This is a genomic window from Burkholderia sp. SIMBA_062, assembly GCF_046534765.1.
Lineage (GTDB): Bacteria > Pseudomonadota > Gammaproteobacteria > Burkholderiales > Burkholderiaceae > Burkholderia > Burkholderia ambifaria.
This window is the reverse complement of record NZ_JAWRYD010000025.1, coordinates 1-15,345: the sequence shown is the minus strand read 5'-3', so window position 1 is coordinate 15,345 and position 15,345 is coordinate 1. Positions and strand designations below refer to the sequence as shown.

Genomic DNA, 15,345 nt, shown 5'->3' with positions numbered 1-15,345 from the left:
CATGCGCACCGGCGGCGCGCTTGCGCGGCTCTATATTCAACGCGCCAGATAATAACCGATAAAATCGAGCCCGAAAGACCGGAGCATTTACGTCCCAAATGCTCCATCCAATTCGTCAAAAATCCGGATCATCCATCGCCCCCGACCCGCCGGAAATCAACATTCCCGGCGCACCGCGGCAGAACCCAGCGAAGTTTTCCGTATCGCGGCGCAGCGCCCGCCCCCCAATTCCACCCGACGCACTTCAATGACATCGATCAACATTTAACTCATTAAATATACGCGTTTACCATTAAAAAAATCGATCAGCGATATAACATGACGTCGTTTTTAAAACGGCGATCCATTCCGGAATCGTCGACCGGCGCCGGGCCGCGCCACCTCACTCGCATCACGTCCATTCAAGGAGCCCCGCATGTCCGATGCCAGCTCGTCCTCCTCCCGCTCCGCCGCCGCGCCGGCCGCGATTTCCGCGCCGAAAATCGGCGTCGTCCCCGCCACGCTGATGGTCGCGGGCAACATGATGGGCTCCGGCGTCTTCATGCTGCCCGCGAACCTCGCCGCCACCGGCGGCATCGCGATCTTCGGCTGGCTCATCACCGTGGTCGGCGCCGTGTCGCTCGCGCTGGTGTTCGCGAAGCTCGCGGCGATCGATCCGGCCGCCGGCGGCCCGTATGCGTATGCGCGCAAATCGTTCGGCCCGTACATCGGCTACCAGACCAACCTGATCTACTGGCTCGCGAACGTGCTCGGCAACGTCGGCCTCGCGGTCGCCGGCCTCGGCTATCTGACGCACTTCTTCCCCGTGCTGCGCGACCCGCTCGTGTTCGCGCTCGCGCAGATCTTCGTGATCTGGCTGTTCACCTACGCGAACATCCTCGGGCCGAACATCGTCGGCCGCGTGCAGTCGGTCACGACGATCTTCGCGCTCGTGCCGATCCTCGGGATGGCCGTGTTCGGCTGGTTCTGGTTCAGCAAGGATGTTTATTTCGCCGGCTGGAACGTGTCGGGCGCGAGCAGCTTCAGCGCGATCGGCGCGACGCTGAACTTCACGCTGTGGGCGTTCATCGGCGTCGAGAGCGCGTCGGTGTCGGCCGGCGTCGTCGAGAATCCGTCGCGCAACGTGCCGATCGCGACCGTCGGCGGCGTCGTGCTCGCGGCGGTGTGCTACGTGCTCAGCTCGACCGTGATCATGGGGATGATCCCGAACAAGGCGCTGCTCGCGTCGAGCGCGCCGTTCGCGGATGCCGCGCGCCTCGCGCTCGGCGACACCGCCGCGAACGCCGTCGCGATCTGCGCGGCGCTCGGCTGCCTCGGCTCGCTCGCGGGCTGGACGCTGCTGGTCGGCCAGACCGCGAAGGCCGCGGCCGACGACGGCCTGTTCGCCGGCGTGTTCGCACGCGTCAACTCGAAGAACGTGCCGTCGGCCGGCCTCGCGATCGTCGCGGTGATCATGTCCGTGCAGGTGCTCGCGACGATGTCGCCGAGCGCGAGCGAGCAGTTCGGCAAGATCGCGTCGATCGCCGTGATCATGACGCTGTTGCCGTACATCTACTCGTGCATCGCGATCAAGGTGCTCGGCTACGGCAAGATGCCGTCGCACCAGTTCACCTTCTACACGATCGTCGGCCTGATCGGCGCCGTCTACGCGCTGTGGGCGATGGTCGGCTCCGACGGCCAGCAGACGCGCTGGTCGCTGATGTTCGTGATCGCGACGATCGTGTTCTACGAGCTGTCGATCAACCGCCAGCGCGAAATCGAGGAAACCCATGTCCACCCGGGCGGCCGTTCGCCGCGCTGGGTGCGCTATCTCGCGCTCGGCGTCACCATCGTCGCGCTCGTCGCCACCTTCTGGATCTCGGTGGGTCGACACGAGGCCGACATTCTTCACGCCCGCTCGCCGGCCGCGGGCGTCCAGGCAACCCAGCAAACGGGGGAATAACCATGACCGCTACCTTGACCCAACCGGCGTTCCGCCGCCTCGGCATGAAGGCGCTGCTCGTGCAGCACGACATCGACGAACGCACGGCCACCGGGCGCGCAGCCTCCGCCCTCGCCGAAGAATTGCGCGCCCGGCTCGTCGACGTCGCGATCGCGACGTCCGCCGAAGACGCGCGCGCGGTGGTCGACGCCGATCCCGCGATCCAGTGCCTGCTGCTCAACTGGGAGCTGGGCGACGATCCCGGTCATGCGCCCGCGCAGAGCGTGCTCGACGCGCTGCGCGCGCGCAATGCGACGGTGCCGGTGTTCCTGCTCGCGAGCCGCGCGAGCGCGGCCGCGATTCCGGTCGACGCGATGCGCAAGGCCGACGACTTCATCTGGATGCTGGAGGACACCACCGCGTTCATCGGCGGGCGAATCGTCGCCGCGATCGAACGCTATCGCGAGACCGTGCTGCCGCCGATGTTCCGCGCACTCGCGCAGTTCTCGCGCGTGTACGAATACTCGTGGCACACGCCGGGCCACACGGGCGGCACCGCGTTCCTGAAATCGCCGGTCGGCCGCGCGTACTTCGAATTCTTCGGCGAAGCGCTGTTCCGCTCGGACCTGTCGATCTCGGTCGGCGAACTCGGCTCGCTGCTCGACCACTCGGGCCCGATCGGCGAAAGCGAACGCTACGCGGCCCGCGTGTTCGGCGCGCACCGCACGTATCACGTGACGAACGGCTCGTCGATGTCGAACCGCGTGATCCTGATGGCGAGCGTCACGCGCAACCAGGTCGCGCTGTGCGACCGCAACTGCCACAAGTCGGCCGAGCATGCGATGACGATGTCCGGCGCGATCCCGACCTACCTGATCCCGTCGCGCAATCATTACGGGATCATCGGGCCGATCATGCCGGAACGGCTCACGGCCGCCGCCGTGCGCCTCGCGGTCGACGCGAATCCGCTGGTGCGCGGCCGCGACGGCATCGATCCGACGCCCGTGCATGCGCTGATCACGAACTCGACCTACGACGGCCTCTGCTACAACGTCGCGCGCGTCGAGGAACTGCTCGGCCAGAGCGTCGACCGGCTGCATTTCGACGAAGCCTGGTACGGCTATGCGCGCTTCAACCCGATCTACCGCGACCGTCACGCGATGCACGGCGATCCGTCGCAGCACGACGCGAGCAAGCCGACCGTGTTCGCGACACAGTCGACGCACAAGCTGCTCGCCGCGCTGTCGCAGGCGTCGTTCATCCATGTCCGCAACGGCCGCAACCCGATCGAGCACGCGCGCTTCAACGAGGCGTACATGATGCACGCGTCGACGTCGCCGAACTACGCGATCATCGCGTCGAACGACGTGAGCGCCGCGATGATGGATGGCCCCGGCGGCGAGGCGCTGACGACCGACGCGATCCGCGAGGCTGTGTCGTTCCGCCGGATGATCGCGCGGCTGCATGCGGAATGCGAGGAGAACAACGACTGGTTCTTCAACGGCTGGCAGCCGGACACCGTGGTCGACCGCAAGACGGGCCGCCGCGTGCGCTTCCATGAAGCGGACGAAACGCTGCTCGCCACCGATCCGTCGTGCTGGGTGCTGCATCCGGGCGACACGTGGCACGGCTTCGGCGAGATCGAGGACGACTACTGCATGCTCGACCCGATCAAGGTATCGATCGTCACGCCGGGCGTCGCGCCGCACGGCGGCCTGATGCCGGTCGGCATTCCGGCGTCGGTCGTCACCGCGTATCTGGACCGCCACGGGATCGTCGTCGAGAAAACGACCGACTTCACGATCCTGTTCCTGTTCTCGCTCGGCGTGACGAAGGGCAAGTGGGGCACGCTCGTCAACACGCTGCTCGATTTCAAGCGCGACTACGACGCGAACGCGCCGCTCGAACAGGCGCTGCCGGACCTCGTCGCGCGCTATCCGGACCGCTACGGCAAGCTCGGCCTGCGCGAGCTGTGCGACCTGATGTTCAGCGCAATGAGCGACCTGAAGACGACCGAGATGATGTCGCGCGGCTTCTCGACGCTGCCGCAGCCCGACTTCAGCCCGGCCGAGGCGTTCGAGCATCTCGTGCACAACGACATCGAGATGCTGGAGCTGTCGGAGATGGCGGGCCGCACCGTCGCGACGGGCGTCGTGCCCTATCCGCCCGGCATTCCGCTGCTGATGCCCGGCGAGAACGCGGGGCCGGCCGACGGGCCGCTGCTCGGCTACCTGAAGGCGCTCGAGCATTTCGACCTGCGCTTCCCCGGCTTCACGCACGATACGCACGGCGTCGAAGTCGAGGACGGCGTGTACCGGATCGCCTGCATCCGGCACGTCGATCGCAAGACCAACACGTGCTGAGCGTGTGCGTCGCGACGCCGTGCCGGCAACCCGCGGCCGGCATCGCGACGCAGGGTGAGCCGCCGGTTATGCCGGCAGCCGCCCGACCCATGCGGCAAGCTGCGCTTCGCCGTCTTCATCGAGCTTGCCCTTCAGTTCGCCGTACCATGGCGCGATCGCGTCGGCCGGCTGCGTGGCCTTCAGGATCTCGAGACTGTTCTCGAGGAATGAAGAAAAGAACGGAATGCCGCGCAGGTGGAGGAAGGTCGAGTCGGTGATGCGCACGTGGCCGTACACGTCGCGCACCCATGCGAGATGCGGCAGCGCCTCGCGCAGATGGCCGCTTTGCATCAGCGCGGAGATGAAGTTCACGCGCGCGGCGACATCCGACTGCTCGTGCGTGTCGTGATTGACCTCGGCGGCCTTCTGCAGCCACGCTTCGCCGCGCTCCACTTCGTCGCACATCACGGATGTCGTCGCGAGCTGCACCGCGTTGTGCGCGCTCGGCTCGTGATCGAACAGCGCGAGCCAGTACGGAAACGCTTCCGGGTGACGCTTCATCGCCGAGTACGACAGCGCACACAGCCGCGCGCCATCGGCGAGCCGCTCCGCATGCGGCGCGGCGGCCGCGATCGCGGCTTCGTGCCGGCCGGCCTGGAATGCCTGCAGCGCGGACGCGAGTTCCGGTGCGATGTCGGGGCCGTCCTGCCCGGCGGCGTCGGTTGCTTCCGGCGCATCAGACGCTTGCGCCGAAGGCGCGGGCGATGCCGCTTCGTCACGCGGTTTCTTTCCGAACAGCTTTCCCAGCAGGCCCATGGTGATTGTCCTTGTCGTTGTGAGGGATCGATGGCGGCTTCCTGCAGCGGCGCGCAATGCGCGACATGCGTGGATCGCCGCACGGCGACCGCCATCTTACGCGCGCTCGAAGTCGGCAAGAAGTGCGCGGCCGCGAAGCCGGCCCGCGGCACGTTCATCGCCGGGATCGTGTCACCCTCTCCGCACGACAATATTGAGAAATATTGAGAATTCTTTGAGGTATTGTGACGCGCATTCAGTCACGCCTTATCGTGCTGCGGCGGCTGGGCCCAGCCGCTCACATCCGGGTTGGCTTCTTGCGGATCTGCTCGACGCAGGTCAACCGGCCACGACAAACAACATCATTCGAGGCATACCCAACCGTGAAAATTGAAGGGCATTTCAGAAAGATGGCGCCGCTCATGATGGCCCTCGTATTAGTGGGGTGCGGCAACGATACGTCCGTTTCGTCCACTCAGCCGACCCAGCAACAAACTGCGCTCGCGAACTTGAACGAAGCGACCTCCGTCAAACTGGACGCGCTACTGGCACTCCGCGCCACGCATCCGGACAGCGGCACCGGACAGCTCATCGAGACGTTGTCGCGCGAATTTCTCGGCACCCCTTATCGGGACGGCATGCTCAAGGGGAGCGCGACCACGCCGGAACAACTCGTGATCGACTTCAGCGGACTCGATTGCTTCACTTATCTCGACTATGTCGAAGCAGCGAGAAAGGCCGTGACAAGAGTCGACTACGCCGATCGTCTCGCCCGGACGCGCTACGTGAACGGCGACATCGACTTCCAGCACCGCCGCCATTTCTTCACGGACTGGGCCAACCGGCCGGCGGTGCTGGCCGATGACGTGACAACCGCGCTCAGCCCCCGCGCCGTCACGGTCACGAAGGAACTCAACAGGAAAGCCGACGGCGGCGCCTACGTGCCTGGACTGCCGGTGGTCCGGCGGGACGTCGCTCATATCCCGAGCGAATTCGTCGACGACTATGTCGTCAGCCGGCTTCGGACCGGCGATTACATCGGCATCTACGCGAAGGCGGACGGCCTCGACGTCACGCACGTCGGCTTCTTCGTCGCGACAAGCGACGGGCCGATGCTGCGCAACGCGTCGTCGAAGAAAGCCAACATGAAGGTCGTCGATTCGCCGTTTCTCGAGTATGTGAAGAACACGCCGGGCATCGTGGTGCTGAGGCCGCGCACCTGAGCGACACGGCGCCCCGCGCTCAAGCCTCCTGCGCGCGATCGCCGCGATCCATCCCGCGCCGGTACGCGGCGGGGCTCGTTGCCGCGACGCGCCGGAAATGCCGGCGCAGCGATTCCTCGGAACCGAACCCCGAGCGCGCGGCAATCTGCGCGAGCGACAGCGCGGGATGTGTTTCGAGCATGTCCTTCGCGATATTCACGCGCTCGCGGATCAGCCACATGAGCGGCGACATCCCCGTCGCATCCGCGAACTGCCGCTGCAGCGTGCGCGTGCTCATCGCGGCCTGCGCGGCCAGCGATGCGAGCGTGTGCGGGTCGGCCGCATGCGCGCGCATCCAGTCGATCAGCTTCGCGAGGCGGTCGCCGCCGCCCGGCGCGACCGGGCGCGGCACGAACTGCGCCTGGCCGCCATCGCGATGCGGCGGCAGCACGAGGCGCTGCGCGACGCGGTTCGCGATCGCCCCGCCATGATCGCGGCGCACGAGATGCAGCAGCATGTCGAGCCCCGCGGCCGAGCCAGCCGACGTGACGATCTGCCCTTCGTCGACATAGAGCGCGTCGGGATTCACGCGCAGCGCCGGATAGCGCGCCTGCAGGCGCTCGGCGTAACGCCAGTGCGTCGTCACGGTCAGCCCGTCGAGCACGCCGGCCGCCGCGAGCACGAACACGCCCGAGCAGATCGAACAGAGCCGCGCGCCGCGGCGATGCGCGGCACGCAGCTTCTTCAGCAACGGTTCCGGCGGCAGTTCGTCCGGATCGCGCCAGCCGGGAATCACGATGGTGTCCGCGCGATCGAGTGTCGCAAGCCGGTACGGCGCGGCGACCGTGATGCCGCCCGCCGCGCGCACGGGCCCCGGCTCGCTCGCGCACACCGCGAAGCGATACCAGTCGACACCGAGTTCCGGGCGCTCGAGCGCGAACAGTTCGACCACGCAGCCGAATTCGAAGGTGCAGAGGCGATCGTAGGCGAGCGCGACGACGAGATGATTTTGCATGGCGCGATGTTACCGGAACTTGTCGATCGCGCCACTGACGGAAAAGCCGGCGAACCGCGATACTGCCCTTCATTGCGGCGCATTCCGCGCGGTCCCGATGGAGCCCTTTCATGTCATACGTCACCGACGTACCCGCCGCCGACAGCGCCGCCGCCCTCGCGCATTTCGAAGCGTCGCTGCGCTTCGAGACCGATTGCTGGGATGTGCACGACGCACTCGCGTCCGGCGCGCCCGATTTCGTGCTGCTGGATGTCCGCAGCCCGGACCTGTTTTCCGCCGGCCACGTGCCAGGCGCACGTAACCTGCCGCACCGCAAGATCGTCGCCGGCAAGCTTGCCGAGCATCCGGCCGACACGCTGTTCGTCGTGTACTGCGCAGGCCCGCACTGCAACGGTGCCGCGCGTGCGGCGATCCGGCTCGCGCGCCTCGGCCGCCCCGTGAAGCTGATGATCGGCGGCGTCACCGGCTGGCTCGACGAAGGTTTCGCGCTGAGCAACGATGCGGGACTGAAGGATGTCGCCGCGCGCTGATCGTCACTAAAAACGCAACAATCAATTGCCAGCACACAACCGGAAAAAGCGCGACAATCAGCCTCATTGCAGTTCGGACGGAGCAGCAACATGCAACACGCAGTCCTGATTCAGATGGCCGGTTCGGTCGCAGCGATCGCGCTCTATTTTCTCCCTGCCGTCATCGCCGACCGGCGCGGCCGGCACGACAAGCTGATGATCGCGATGTTCAACGCCCTGTTCGCGTGGACGGGCATCGGCTGGCTGATGACGCTGTACTGGGCCTGCCAGCCGAACCCGCAGACCGACGTCGCGCAAACCATCCTCGCGAAGCGCCGCGGCAGCAGCATGCGGACCTTCTCGACCGGTCTCGTCGAACGCGTGCAGCGCCGCGTCGCCGCCCAGGAGCAATGGGCCGAGAAGCAAGGTTGCCCCCGCTAAGCCCCGCTATTCCGCTTACCTTGCCGGGCCGAACTTCGGCATCCTGACGTTGGTCGAGGCCCGGTAGTCCCATACCAGCCCGTCGCGCGGCGCGTCGCCGCCCGCGCGCAACCATGCCCCGAATGCCCCGACCGTGACCGCCCGCGCGATTCGCTCGCCCGGGCAGCCATGCGGCCCCGTGCCGAACCCGAAGTTCGGCGCCGGCGCGCGGCCCGGCAGCAGCCGATGCGGCTCGCGATGCACGGCCGGATCGCGGTTCGCGGCCGCCAGCAGGACCAGGATGGCCGCACCGGCATCGACGGTCACTCCGTCGATCGTCGTGCGCGACGCGACGAAGCGGCGCGTGTTCTGCACCGGCGAATCGAATCGCCCGACCTCGGCGACGAATGCATCGAGCGCTGCGGCGTCCGGCATCTTGCGTTCGCCACCGGCCGCGTCGTCCGTCGTGCCGTCCCATGCAACCAGCACATTGCCGAGCCACGCGGCCGTGGCCTCGCACGTCTGCGATAGCAGCCCGACGAGATTCGCGACGAGCGCACCGCTCGCGTGCCAGCCCGCGGCACCGGCCCCCTGCTGAATCGCCGCGACCCACGAGCCGTCCTGCGCACGGGTGCGTGCGACGCGCTCCGTCATCCGCTCGAGCAGTTGCCGCGCGGCTTCGCTCGCGCGAGCCAGCGCCGCGTCGTCGGACAGCGGCGACAGCGCGGCGACGATGTCGACCACCAGTGCGGCGATGTCATCGAGCTGCGTATCGTCGAAACCGAGCAGATCGGCGACCGCGCAAACGGGCACCGACAGACACCACGCGTTCAATGCATCCGCGTCATACGGCGCGCGCAGGCGACTGCCGGCCAGCTGTGCGGCACGCTCGCGCAACGCGCTTGCGTCAATCGGCGCGAACGCCGCGCGCAGCGCCTGCTTCGGCACGTCGTGCCGCAATGCGCCGTCGTTCATGCGCACCAGCTCGCCGAACAGCGCGCCTGCCGTCGTGCCGCGCAACGCGGGCGGCACCGGCGTATCGAGCGGCCTGACGCGACATGCCGGATGGCCGAGCACGGCCGTCACGCTCGCCGCCCGGCTCGCGACCCACAGGCCGAGCGTGGCGTCGAACGCGAGCGGGGGGCCGTCGACCAGCGTCGCGTAGTAGGGATAGGGATCGCGGTGTGTCACCGCGGCAATCGGATCGGTCGGGTTCATGCGTGAAGTATCGGCTCGCCGGGCCGCCGCACGTTTCCGGTTGACGTGAAATGTCGAGGTTGCCGCGGGGGGCCGGCAGTGTGCGGCCGCCGCGGCACGGCGACATGCGGGCGGCAAGCGGCGCCGCGCCGTAACAAATGCGGCGGGATTCGGCCGGCTGCGGCGAGCTGCGGCGTCAGGCCGCCGACCGGTAGCGGTGGGCCTGCATCCGCAGACGGACGCGCCCGGCGGAAATCGCGCGCGGCTCGGCCACCACCGTCTCGTGGTGAAACATTTCCTGCCGGAAGTGGCCGTTCTCGTCGAACCACTGGCAAATCAGCCAGTCGGCATCGTCGAACACGACCGGCCCGGCATAGGTGACGGTCATGCGTGGGCCGCCGGTTTTCAGCGTCACGACATCGCCCACGCGAAAGCCGCGGTGATTTTCTCGGATTGTCATCGCTCTCTCGATTTTTTATATATTCATTTTCCAGCGGCCTGCCGACCGCTGCCTCGGATATGCCGCAGATTACCAATGCTAAAAATAACCGGCAACTCCCCAAACCAAAAAAATTATCGCTCGGAAAATCGCAACAATACGTGGCATCGGTACGCCTGGCAGGCATCTGGCACCCATAACCGGCGCGGCTTGCGCCGGCTACGGTAGACCGACCGGAAGGCGGAGAATAAACGATGTACTTTTCGACGTCATCGCGACATTAAATCAGTCGCGATTTCGGTTGATTACAGTCAATCGATTTTCGGCTGAAAACGTTCCCACGTTTTATCGGTTGTCATAGTCAAAATTGAATATGTGCATTATCGGGCGCCGAAAACCAGCGATCGAGGTCGCGCCCCGACACCGCCGCCTGCGCGAACGTAAATGTGCCGTCGCGCGCCATTTCCGTCGCGGCACGCAGGAACGCGCCGAGCGCGGTCCGCGCCAGTGCGCCGCCGACGCTGACACGCTTCACGCCGAGCGCCGCGAGCGCATCGAGGCTCAGCAACCCGCCCTGCAGCCCCATCACGACATTGACTGGCGCACCGACCGCGCGCGTGACCGCCGCGATGTCGTCGGCGCCGATCAGCCCTGGCGCGTACAGCACGTCGGCCCCCGCGTCGCGGTACGCGACCAGCCGCGCGATCGTATCGGCGAGGTCGCGCCGGCCGTGCAGGTAGTTCTCGCAGCGCGCGGTCAGCGTGAACGGAAACGGCAGCGCGCGCGCCGCGTCGACCGCCGCCGCGATGCGCTCGACTGCCGCGTCGTGCGGATAGATCGGCGTGTCGGCGCGGCCGGTCGCATCCTCGATCGAGCCGCCCACCGCGCCGGCGCCGGCCGCGAGGCGGATCGTCTCGGCGACCGTGTCGGGCGCGTCGCCGAAGCCGTTCTCGAGATCGGCGCTGACCGGCAGGCCGCCCGCCGCGACGATCTCGGCGATGTGGCCGAGCATTTCGTCACGGCCGATCGCGTTGTCGGGCCGCCCTCTCGAATAGGCGAAACCGGCGCTCGTGGTGGCGAGCGCGTCGAAGCCAGCCATCGCGAGCAGCCGGGCGGAACCGGCATCCCACGGGTTCGGGATGATGAAGGCGTCGGGGCGCGTATGCAGTGCACGGAAGGCTTCGGCGTGGCGGAACTGCACGTTGGAATCGGACATCGCTGCCTCCTTGGAACGGGAGATACCAGCATAGGCGCGCGCTGTACCGCGACGGTTCGCGCCGCGGTGAAATGTCGATGTGGATGGCAGGACCTCGCGTGCGCGGTGCACCGCCGGTCACGCCGCCGCTCAGGAACCGGGCGCTGTCGTCAGGAAAATGCGCGACTGCGCGGCCGGACAGCCGGCCGTGCGCCGAAGCGGACATCACCGCGCTTCTCGCGGAATGAGAACGGCCGCACCTGAACGTCGAACGGGTCGAGCGATGCACCGTGACAACCGCGTGCACGGCTACACGACATACGCGCCCTTCGCATGCAGTTCCGCTTCGGTGCGCTCGAGCGCCGCGACCGCATCGCTGCCTTCGAGCGCGAGCAACTGCGCGACCAGCGCTTCGGTCATCGCATGCGCGGCGACCAGCGACGGAAAGAACGACGGGCTGTCGTGCGTGAAGATCAACTGCGCGTCCGCATGCAGCGCGATCGGCGACACCGCGCTGTCGGTGATCGCGACGACCTTGCTGCCCTGCGCCTTCGCCGCCTGCGCAACGCGCGTCGCTTCCGCCGAATACGGCGCGAAACTGACGATCACGGTCGCGCTCTGCTTCGCGATGGTGCGCAACTCCATCTCGAGCGAGCCGGCGACGCCGTTGAGCAGCGACACGGTCGGCCGGAACAGCCGGTAGCCGTACACGAAACCGAACGCGACCGGATAGCACGACCGGAATCCCGCGACGTGCACGTGCGATGCCTTGCGGATCAGCTTCGCCGCGTCGGCGAGCGCGTGCTCGTTCTGCGCGGCGGTGGCGGCGAGATTGTGTTGCTGGGCGGCCAGCAGATCATGCGCGAGCGACGCCTTCGCGTCGGGCCGCACGAGCGAACGCGCACGCTGCGTGAGCGGCTCGGGACGCGTGCGCACACGCGCGACGCACAGGTCGCGCAACTCGTTCCAGCCGGGGAAACCGAATTGCTGCGCGAGCCGCACGAGCGACGCGGGTTGAACCTGCGCGCGCTGCGCGACCTTGCGCATCGACGAAGTGGCGACCTCGTCGGGGTGATCGAGCAGAAATGCAGCGCCCGCCTGGAATTGCGGGCTCAGTTCGGAAAATTGCGCCCGGATACGGGACGCGAGTTCATCGAAATTGGCAGCCATCTGGGTGAGAACGGGAACCGGACACCCATGGTATCACCGGCCCCGCGCGCACCGCTCAGCGCAGCACTTCCACGTGGTCGGCATCGACCTTCACACGGCCCGACCATTTGCGCTCGAACTCGCCGGTCAGCTTCACTTCGTTCTTGTCGCTGACGGGCTGGCCGGCCGCCCACAGCTTGTGATCGATCTCGACGCGAATCGTGCCGGTCGTGTCGGCGAACTCGTAATCCTCGCCGCCGACGTGCTTGACGATGCGCCCCTGCAACTGCACGTGCTGATCGTCCTTGCCGTTCGCGAGGAGTTCCTTCACGGTGGTGGTCGTCAGCGCGGACGGCCCGGTGTACTGCGCGTGGACGGCGGCCGGCAGCACCGCGAGCGCGACCGTCAGAATTCTGGCCAGGTATTTCATGATTGCGATCCTCTTGCTTGATGGGACGCCGCGCTCCGTTGAACGCGACGGCCCAAGATTACGGACCGTAAGATTAAGCGAGCCTGAAGGCCGTGCCGGCGCGACACGGCGCCGCATAGGACGCGTACGAAAGCGCGGCCGCCACCCCCGTTTAAGCTCGACCTAAGACACCTGCGCTTATGATGAACACCCCGGGCGCCCGTGCCCGCCAACAGACATGAATCCATGCGCGTACTGCTCGTCGAGGACGATCCGCTGATCGGCAGCGGGCTCGAACAGGGCCTCAAACAGGAAGGCTTCGCGGTCGACTGGGTCAAGGACGGCGACGCCGCGTCGCTCGCGCTGCGCTCGACCGCCTATGGCCTCCTGCTGCTCGATCTCGGGCTGCCGAACCGCGACGGCCTGTCGGTGCTCGCGTCGCTGCGCCGCCGCGACGAAACGCTGCCCGCGATCATCATCACCGCGCGCGACGGCGTGCCGGACCGCATCGCCGGCCTCGACAGCGGCGCCGACGACTACCTCGTCAAGCCGTTCGTGCTCGAGGAGCTGCTCGCCCGCATCCGCGCGGTCAACCGCCGCCATGCGGGGCGCGCGCAAACGACGCTCGCGATCGGCCCGCTGCGGCTCGATCCGGTCAAGCACCTGGTCTGGCTCAACGACGACGAAGTCACGCTGTCGCCGAAGGAATTCGTGCTGCTGCACGAACTGATGCGCGACCCCGGCGCGGTGATCTCGCGCGAACAGTTCGAGGAACGGCTGTACAGTTGGGGCGAGGAAATCGAAAGCAACGCGGTGCAGGTGCACATTCACAACCTGCGCAAGAAACTCGGCCACGACATGATCCGCACGGTGCGCGGCGTCGGCTACCGGATCGGTGACGGCGCATGATGCGCGTGCGACACGCGATCGAGCGCTGGCGCAGCGCGTCGCTGCGGCGGCGCCTGTTGATGTGGCTGCTGCCCGCCGCATGCGTGATCGGACTGGTCGCGAGCGCGGGCACCTACTGGGGAGCGCTGCGCGAGCTCGACGATCTCCTCGACGACCAGATGCGCAGCATGTCGAAGCAGATCGTCGTCGGCCCGAACGGCGAGCTGTCGTTTCGCGACCATGGCGACGGCAAGCACGACTTCGAGGCCAGCGATCCCGACGCCGTGCTGCTGCAGGTCTGGCGCAACGGCACACTGGTCTACTCGACCGATCGCGAGTCCGCGCTGCCGCCGCCCGCGCAGACGGGCGTCGCGAGCATCGACGTCGGCGGCCAGCCGTGGCGCACCTATGTGACCGAACGCGGCGGCACGACGATCCGGCTCGCGCAGGCGCGCCATGCGCGCTGGGAAGCGATCGCGGGCATCGCGGTGCATTTGCTGTGGCCGGTGTTCTCGATGCTGCCGGTGCTCGCGATCGGGCTGTGGTTCGGTATCGGCGCGGGGCTGCGGCCGCTGCGCACGATCGCATCGGGCCTGAAGCGCAGGAATGCGAACAATCTGGAACCGGTCGACATCGCGTCGATGCCGAACGAGGTCCGGCCGCTCGCCGAAGCGATCAACGACCTGCTCGCGCGGCTCGACCGCTCGTTCACGCTGCAGCGCCACTTCATCGCCGATGCCGCGCACGAATTGCGCACGCCGATCATGGGGCTGTCGATCCAGTCGCAATTGCTGCGGCGCGCGGCGAGCTCCGACGAACGCGAGCAGATCCTCGCGCAGATCCACGCGGGCACGACCCGCCTTGGCCACCTCGCCGAGCAGTTGCTGACGCTCGCGCGCCTCGAACCCGATGCGCAGGCGGGCGCGTCGGCATCCACGCCCGTCGATCTCGCCGCGCTGTGCCGCTCGGTGGTCGCCGATCGCGCGCGCGTCGCCGATGCGCACCGGATCGACCTCGGCGCGATCGTGTCGTCGCCGGTGATGGCCACCGGCAATATCGATACGTTGCGCGTACTGCTGAACAACCTCGTCGACAATGCGATTCGCTATGCGGGCGACGGCGCGCGCGTCGACGTGTCCGCGCGCGTCGACGGCGCCACGCCCGTGCTCGAAGTCGCCGACGACGGGCCCGGCATCCCGGAGGCCGAGCGCACGGAAGTCTGGGAGCGCTTCTATCGCGGCGAAGGCGCGCAGGCCGTCACGGCGTCGGGCAGCGGACTCGGGCTGTCGATCGTCAAGCGGATCGCCGAACAGCATCGCGCGACGGTCGCGCTCGGCACGACGCAAGGCGGGCGCGGGCTGACCGTGACGGTGCGCTTTCCCGTGCCGGCCTGACGCACGCCCGATCCGCGGCTTGTCCACAGATTGTGACCTGCCCCGGTTTTAGTCCGAACTGCAGTTAGAGTCCGAGGTTAAAAACTGCTGCTTCGCGTCGTGCGCCCGCACGAACTGCGCAGGCGTCAGGTAGCCGAGGGAACTATGAGGCCGCTCGGTGTTGTACTCGATGCGCCATTCCTCAATCAACTGCTTGGCGTGGCGCATTGAGACGAACCAGTGCTCGTTCAGGCATTCATCTCGGAACCGCCCGTTGAAGCTCTCGATATAGGCATTCTCCACCGGCTTGCCGGGTCGAATGAACGACAGCGTGACGCCTGCTTCGTAGGCCCAGGCATCTAGCACCTTACCAGCGAACTCCGGCCCGTTGTCGACCGTGATGGATGCGGGTAAGCCTCGCATCTCCTTGAGCCGCTCAAGCACTTGCTGCACGCGTAGGCCCGGCAATGAAGTATCAACCTCGATGGCCA

Annotated in this window: 16 protein-coding genes; 8 read left to right on the top strand and 8 right to left on the bottom strand. The window is 67.1% G+C overall.

All coding sequences use genetic code 11. The annotated features are described in order from the left end of the window. Positions 1–415: 415 nt before the first annotated feature. Together adiC and SB786_RS24585 are read left to right on the top strand one after the other, a co-directional pair. Positions 416–1,942 (top strand): arginine/agmatine antiporter, encoded by a 1,527-nt coding sequence (gene adiC, locus SB786_RS24590; RefSeq protein ID WP_410729754.1) that lies wholly within the window; start codon positions 416–418, stop codon positions 1,940–1,942. A 2-nt stretch (positions 1,943–1,944) separates the two neighbouring features. Continuing rightward, entirely contained in the window at positions 1,945–4,284 is a 2,340-nt protein-coding gene (locus SB786_RS24585; RefSeq protein ID WP_410729753.1) for an Orn/Lys/Arg decarboxylase N-terminal domain-containing protein, read from the top strand. A gap of 66 nt (positions 4,285–4,350) precedes the next feature. Here SB786_RS24585 and SB786_RS24580 read toward each other — a convergent pair whose 3' ends face one another. Next, positions 4,351–5,079: a hypothetical protein gene (locus SB786_RS24580; protein WP_410729752.1), complete on the bottom strand. Its 729-nt coding sequence runs from the start codon at positions 5,077–5,079 to the stop codon at positions 4,351–4,353. A 69-nt stretch (positions 5,080–5,148) separates the two neighbouring features. Here SB786_RS24580 and SB786_RS24575 point away from each other — a divergent pair, with 69 nt between their 5' ends. Both SB786_RS24575 and SB786_RS24570 read left to right on the top strand, forming a co-directional pair. Beyond that, positions 5,149–5,286, top strand: a complete 138-nt coding sequence (locus SB786_RS24575) for a hypothetical protein (protein WP_410729751.1) — start codon at positions 5,149–5,151, stop codon at positions 5,284–5,286. Between the two features lie 155 nt (positions 5,287–5,441). Next, entirely contained in the window at positions 5,442–6,281 is an 840-nt protein-coding gene (locus SB786_RS24570; protein ID WP_410729750.1) for a DUF1460 domain-containing protein, read from the top strand. A gap of 19 nt (positions 6,282–6,300) precedes the next feature. Here the strand turns inward: SB786_RS24570 and ftrA are convergent, their stop codons facing one another. Beyond that, the gene (gene ftrA / locus SB786_RS24565; RefSeq protein WP_410729749.1) at positions 6,301–7,275 is read right to left on the bottom strand and encodes a transcriptional regulator FtrA; all 975 of its coding nucleotides are present in this window, start codon (positions 7,273–7,275) and stop codon (positions 6,301–6,303) included. 110 nt (positions 7,276–7,385) lie between these two features. Here ftrA and SB786_RS24560 point away from each other — a divergent pair, with 110 nt between their 5' ends. Both SB786_RS24560 and SB786_RS24555 read left to right on the top strand, forming a co-directional pair. Continuing rightward, positions 7,386–7,805 (top strand): rhodanese-like domain-containing protein, encoded by a 420-nt coding sequence (locus tag SB786_RS24560; protein WP_410729748.1) that lies wholly within the window; start codon positions 7,386–7,388, stop codon positions 7,803–7,805. Between the two features lie 90 nt (positions 7,806–7,895). Next, positions 7,896–8,225: a superinfection immunity protein gene (locus tag SB786_RS24555; RefSeq protein WP_410729747.1), complete on the top strand. Its 330-nt coding sequence runs from the start codon at positions 7,896–7,898 to the stop codon at positions 8,223–8,225. A 15-nt stretch (positions 8,226–8,240) separates the two neighbouring features. Here the strand turns inward: SB786_RS24555 and SB786_RS24550 are convergent, their stop codons facing one another. From SB786_RS24550 to SB786_RS24530, 5 genes are all read right to left on the bottom strand, one after another. Next, positions 8,241–9,422 (bottom strand): cytochrome P450, encoded by a 1,182-nt coding sequence (locus SB786_RS24550; protein WP_410729746.1) that lies wholly within the window; start codon positions 9,420–9,422, stop codon positions 8,241–8,243. Positions 9,423–9,597: 175 nt separating this feature from the next. After that, the gene (locus SB786_RS24545) at positions 9,598–9,861 is read right to left on the bottom strand and encodes a YodC family protein (protein ID WP_006758168.1); all 264 of its coding nucleotides are present in this window, start codon (positions 9,859–9,861) and stop codon (positions 9,598–9,600) included. 340 nt (positions 9,862–10,201) lie between these two features. Continuing rightward, positions 10,202–11,056, bottom strand: coding sequence for an oxaloacetate decarboxylase (locus tag SB786_RS24540; RefSeq protein WP_410729745.1), 855 nt, complete (start codon positions 11,054–11,056; stop codon positions 10,202–10,204). A gap of 288 nt (positions 11,057–11,344) precedes the next feature. Beyond that, positions 11,345–12,205, bottom strand: a complete 861-nt coding sequence (locus SB786_RS24535; RefSeq protein ID WP_410729744.1) for a MurR/RpiR family transcriptional regulator — start codon at positions 12,203–12,205, stop codon at positions 11,345–11,347. A gap of 55 nt (positions 12,206–12,260) precedes the next feature. Continuing rightward, complete coding sequence (locus tag SB786_RS24530; protein ID WP_410729743.1) at positions 12,261–12,614, bottom strand: NirD/YgiW/YdeI family stress tolerance protein; 354 nt, start codon at positions 12,612–12,614, stop codon at positions 12,261–12,263. A gap of 225 nt (positions 12,615–12,839) precedes the next feature. On the opposite strand from SB786_RS24530, the gene SB786_RS24525 reads away from it, so the two are divergent. Both SB786_RS24525 and SB786_RS24520 read left to right on the top strand, forming a co-directional pair. Continuing rightward, complete coding sequence (locus SB786_RS24525) at positions 12,840–13,502, top strand: response regulator (protein ID WP_006753954.1); 663 nt, start codon at positions 12,840–12,842, stop codon at positions 13,500–13,502. After that, positions 13,499–14,875 carry an ATP-binding protein gene (locus tag SB786_RS24520; protein ID WP_410729742.1) on the top strand — a complete coding sequence of 459 codons (1,377 nt, stop codon included), beginning with the start codon at positions 13,499–13,501 and terminating at the stop codon, positions 14,873–14,875. The genes SB786_RS24525 and SB786_RS24520 overlap by 4 nt, the downstream gene beginning before the upstream one ends. A 48-nt stretch (positions 14,876–14,923) precedes the next feature. Here SB786_RS24520 and SB786_RS24515 read toward each other — a convergent pair. Continuing rightward, the coding region (locus SB786_RS24515; RefSeq protein WP_410729741.1) for an integrase core domain-containing protein at positions 14,924–15,345 on the bottom strand (422 nt) is incomplete at its 5' end.

Coding starts and splice junctions, on each gene's coding strand:
- SB786_RS24560 (WP_410729748.1), top strand. CDS start 7,386: ATGTCATACGTCACCGACGTACCCGCCGCCGACAGCGCCGCCGCCCTC.
- SB786_RS24585 (WP_410729753.1), top strand. CDS start 1,945: ATGACCGCTACCTTGACCCAACCGGCGTTCCGCCGCCTCGGCATGAAG.
- SB786_RS24520 (WP_410729742.1), top strand. CDS start 13,499: ATGATGCGCGTGCGACACGCGATCGAGCGCTGGCGCAGCGCGTCGCTG.
- SB786_RS24550 (WP_410729746.1), bottom strand. CDS start 9,422: ATGAACCCGACCGATCCGATTGCCGCGGTGACACACCGCGATCCCTAT.
- SB786_RS24525 (WP_006753954.1), top strand. CDS start 12,840: ATGCGCGTACTGCTCGTCGAGGACGATCCGCTGATCGGCAGCGGGCTC.
- SB786_RS24535 (WP_410729744.1), bottom strand. CDS start 12,205: ATGGCTGCCAATTTCGATGAACTCGCGTCCCGTATCCGGGCGCAATTT.
- adiC (WP_410729754.1), top strand. CDS start 416: ATGTCCGATGCCAGCTCGTCCTCCTCCCGCTCCGCCGCCGCGCCGGCC.
- SB786_RS24530 (WP_410729743.1), bottom strand. CDS start 12,614: ATGAAATACCTGGCCAGAATTCTGACGGTCGCGCTCGCGGTGCTGCCG.
- SB786_RS24540 (WP_410729745.1), bottom strand. CDS start 11,056: ATGTCCGATTCCAACGTGCAGTTCCGCCACGCCGAAGCCTTCCGTGCA.
- SB786_RS24580 (WP_410729752.1), bottom strand. CDS start 5,079: ATGGGCCTGCTGGGAAAGCTGTTCGGAAAGAAACCGCGTGACGAAGCG.
- ftrA (WP_410729749.1), bottom strand. CDS start 7,275: ATGCAAAATCATCTCGTCGTCGCGCTCGCCTACGATCGCCTCTGCACC.
- SB786_RS24545 (WP_006758168.1), bottom strand. CDS start 9,861: ATGACAATCCGAGAAAATCACCGCGGCTTTCGCGTGGGCGATGTCGTG.
- SB786_RS24555 (WP_410729747.1), top strand. CDS start 7,896: ATGCAACACGCAGTCCTGATTCAGATGGCCGGTTCGGTCGCAGCGATC.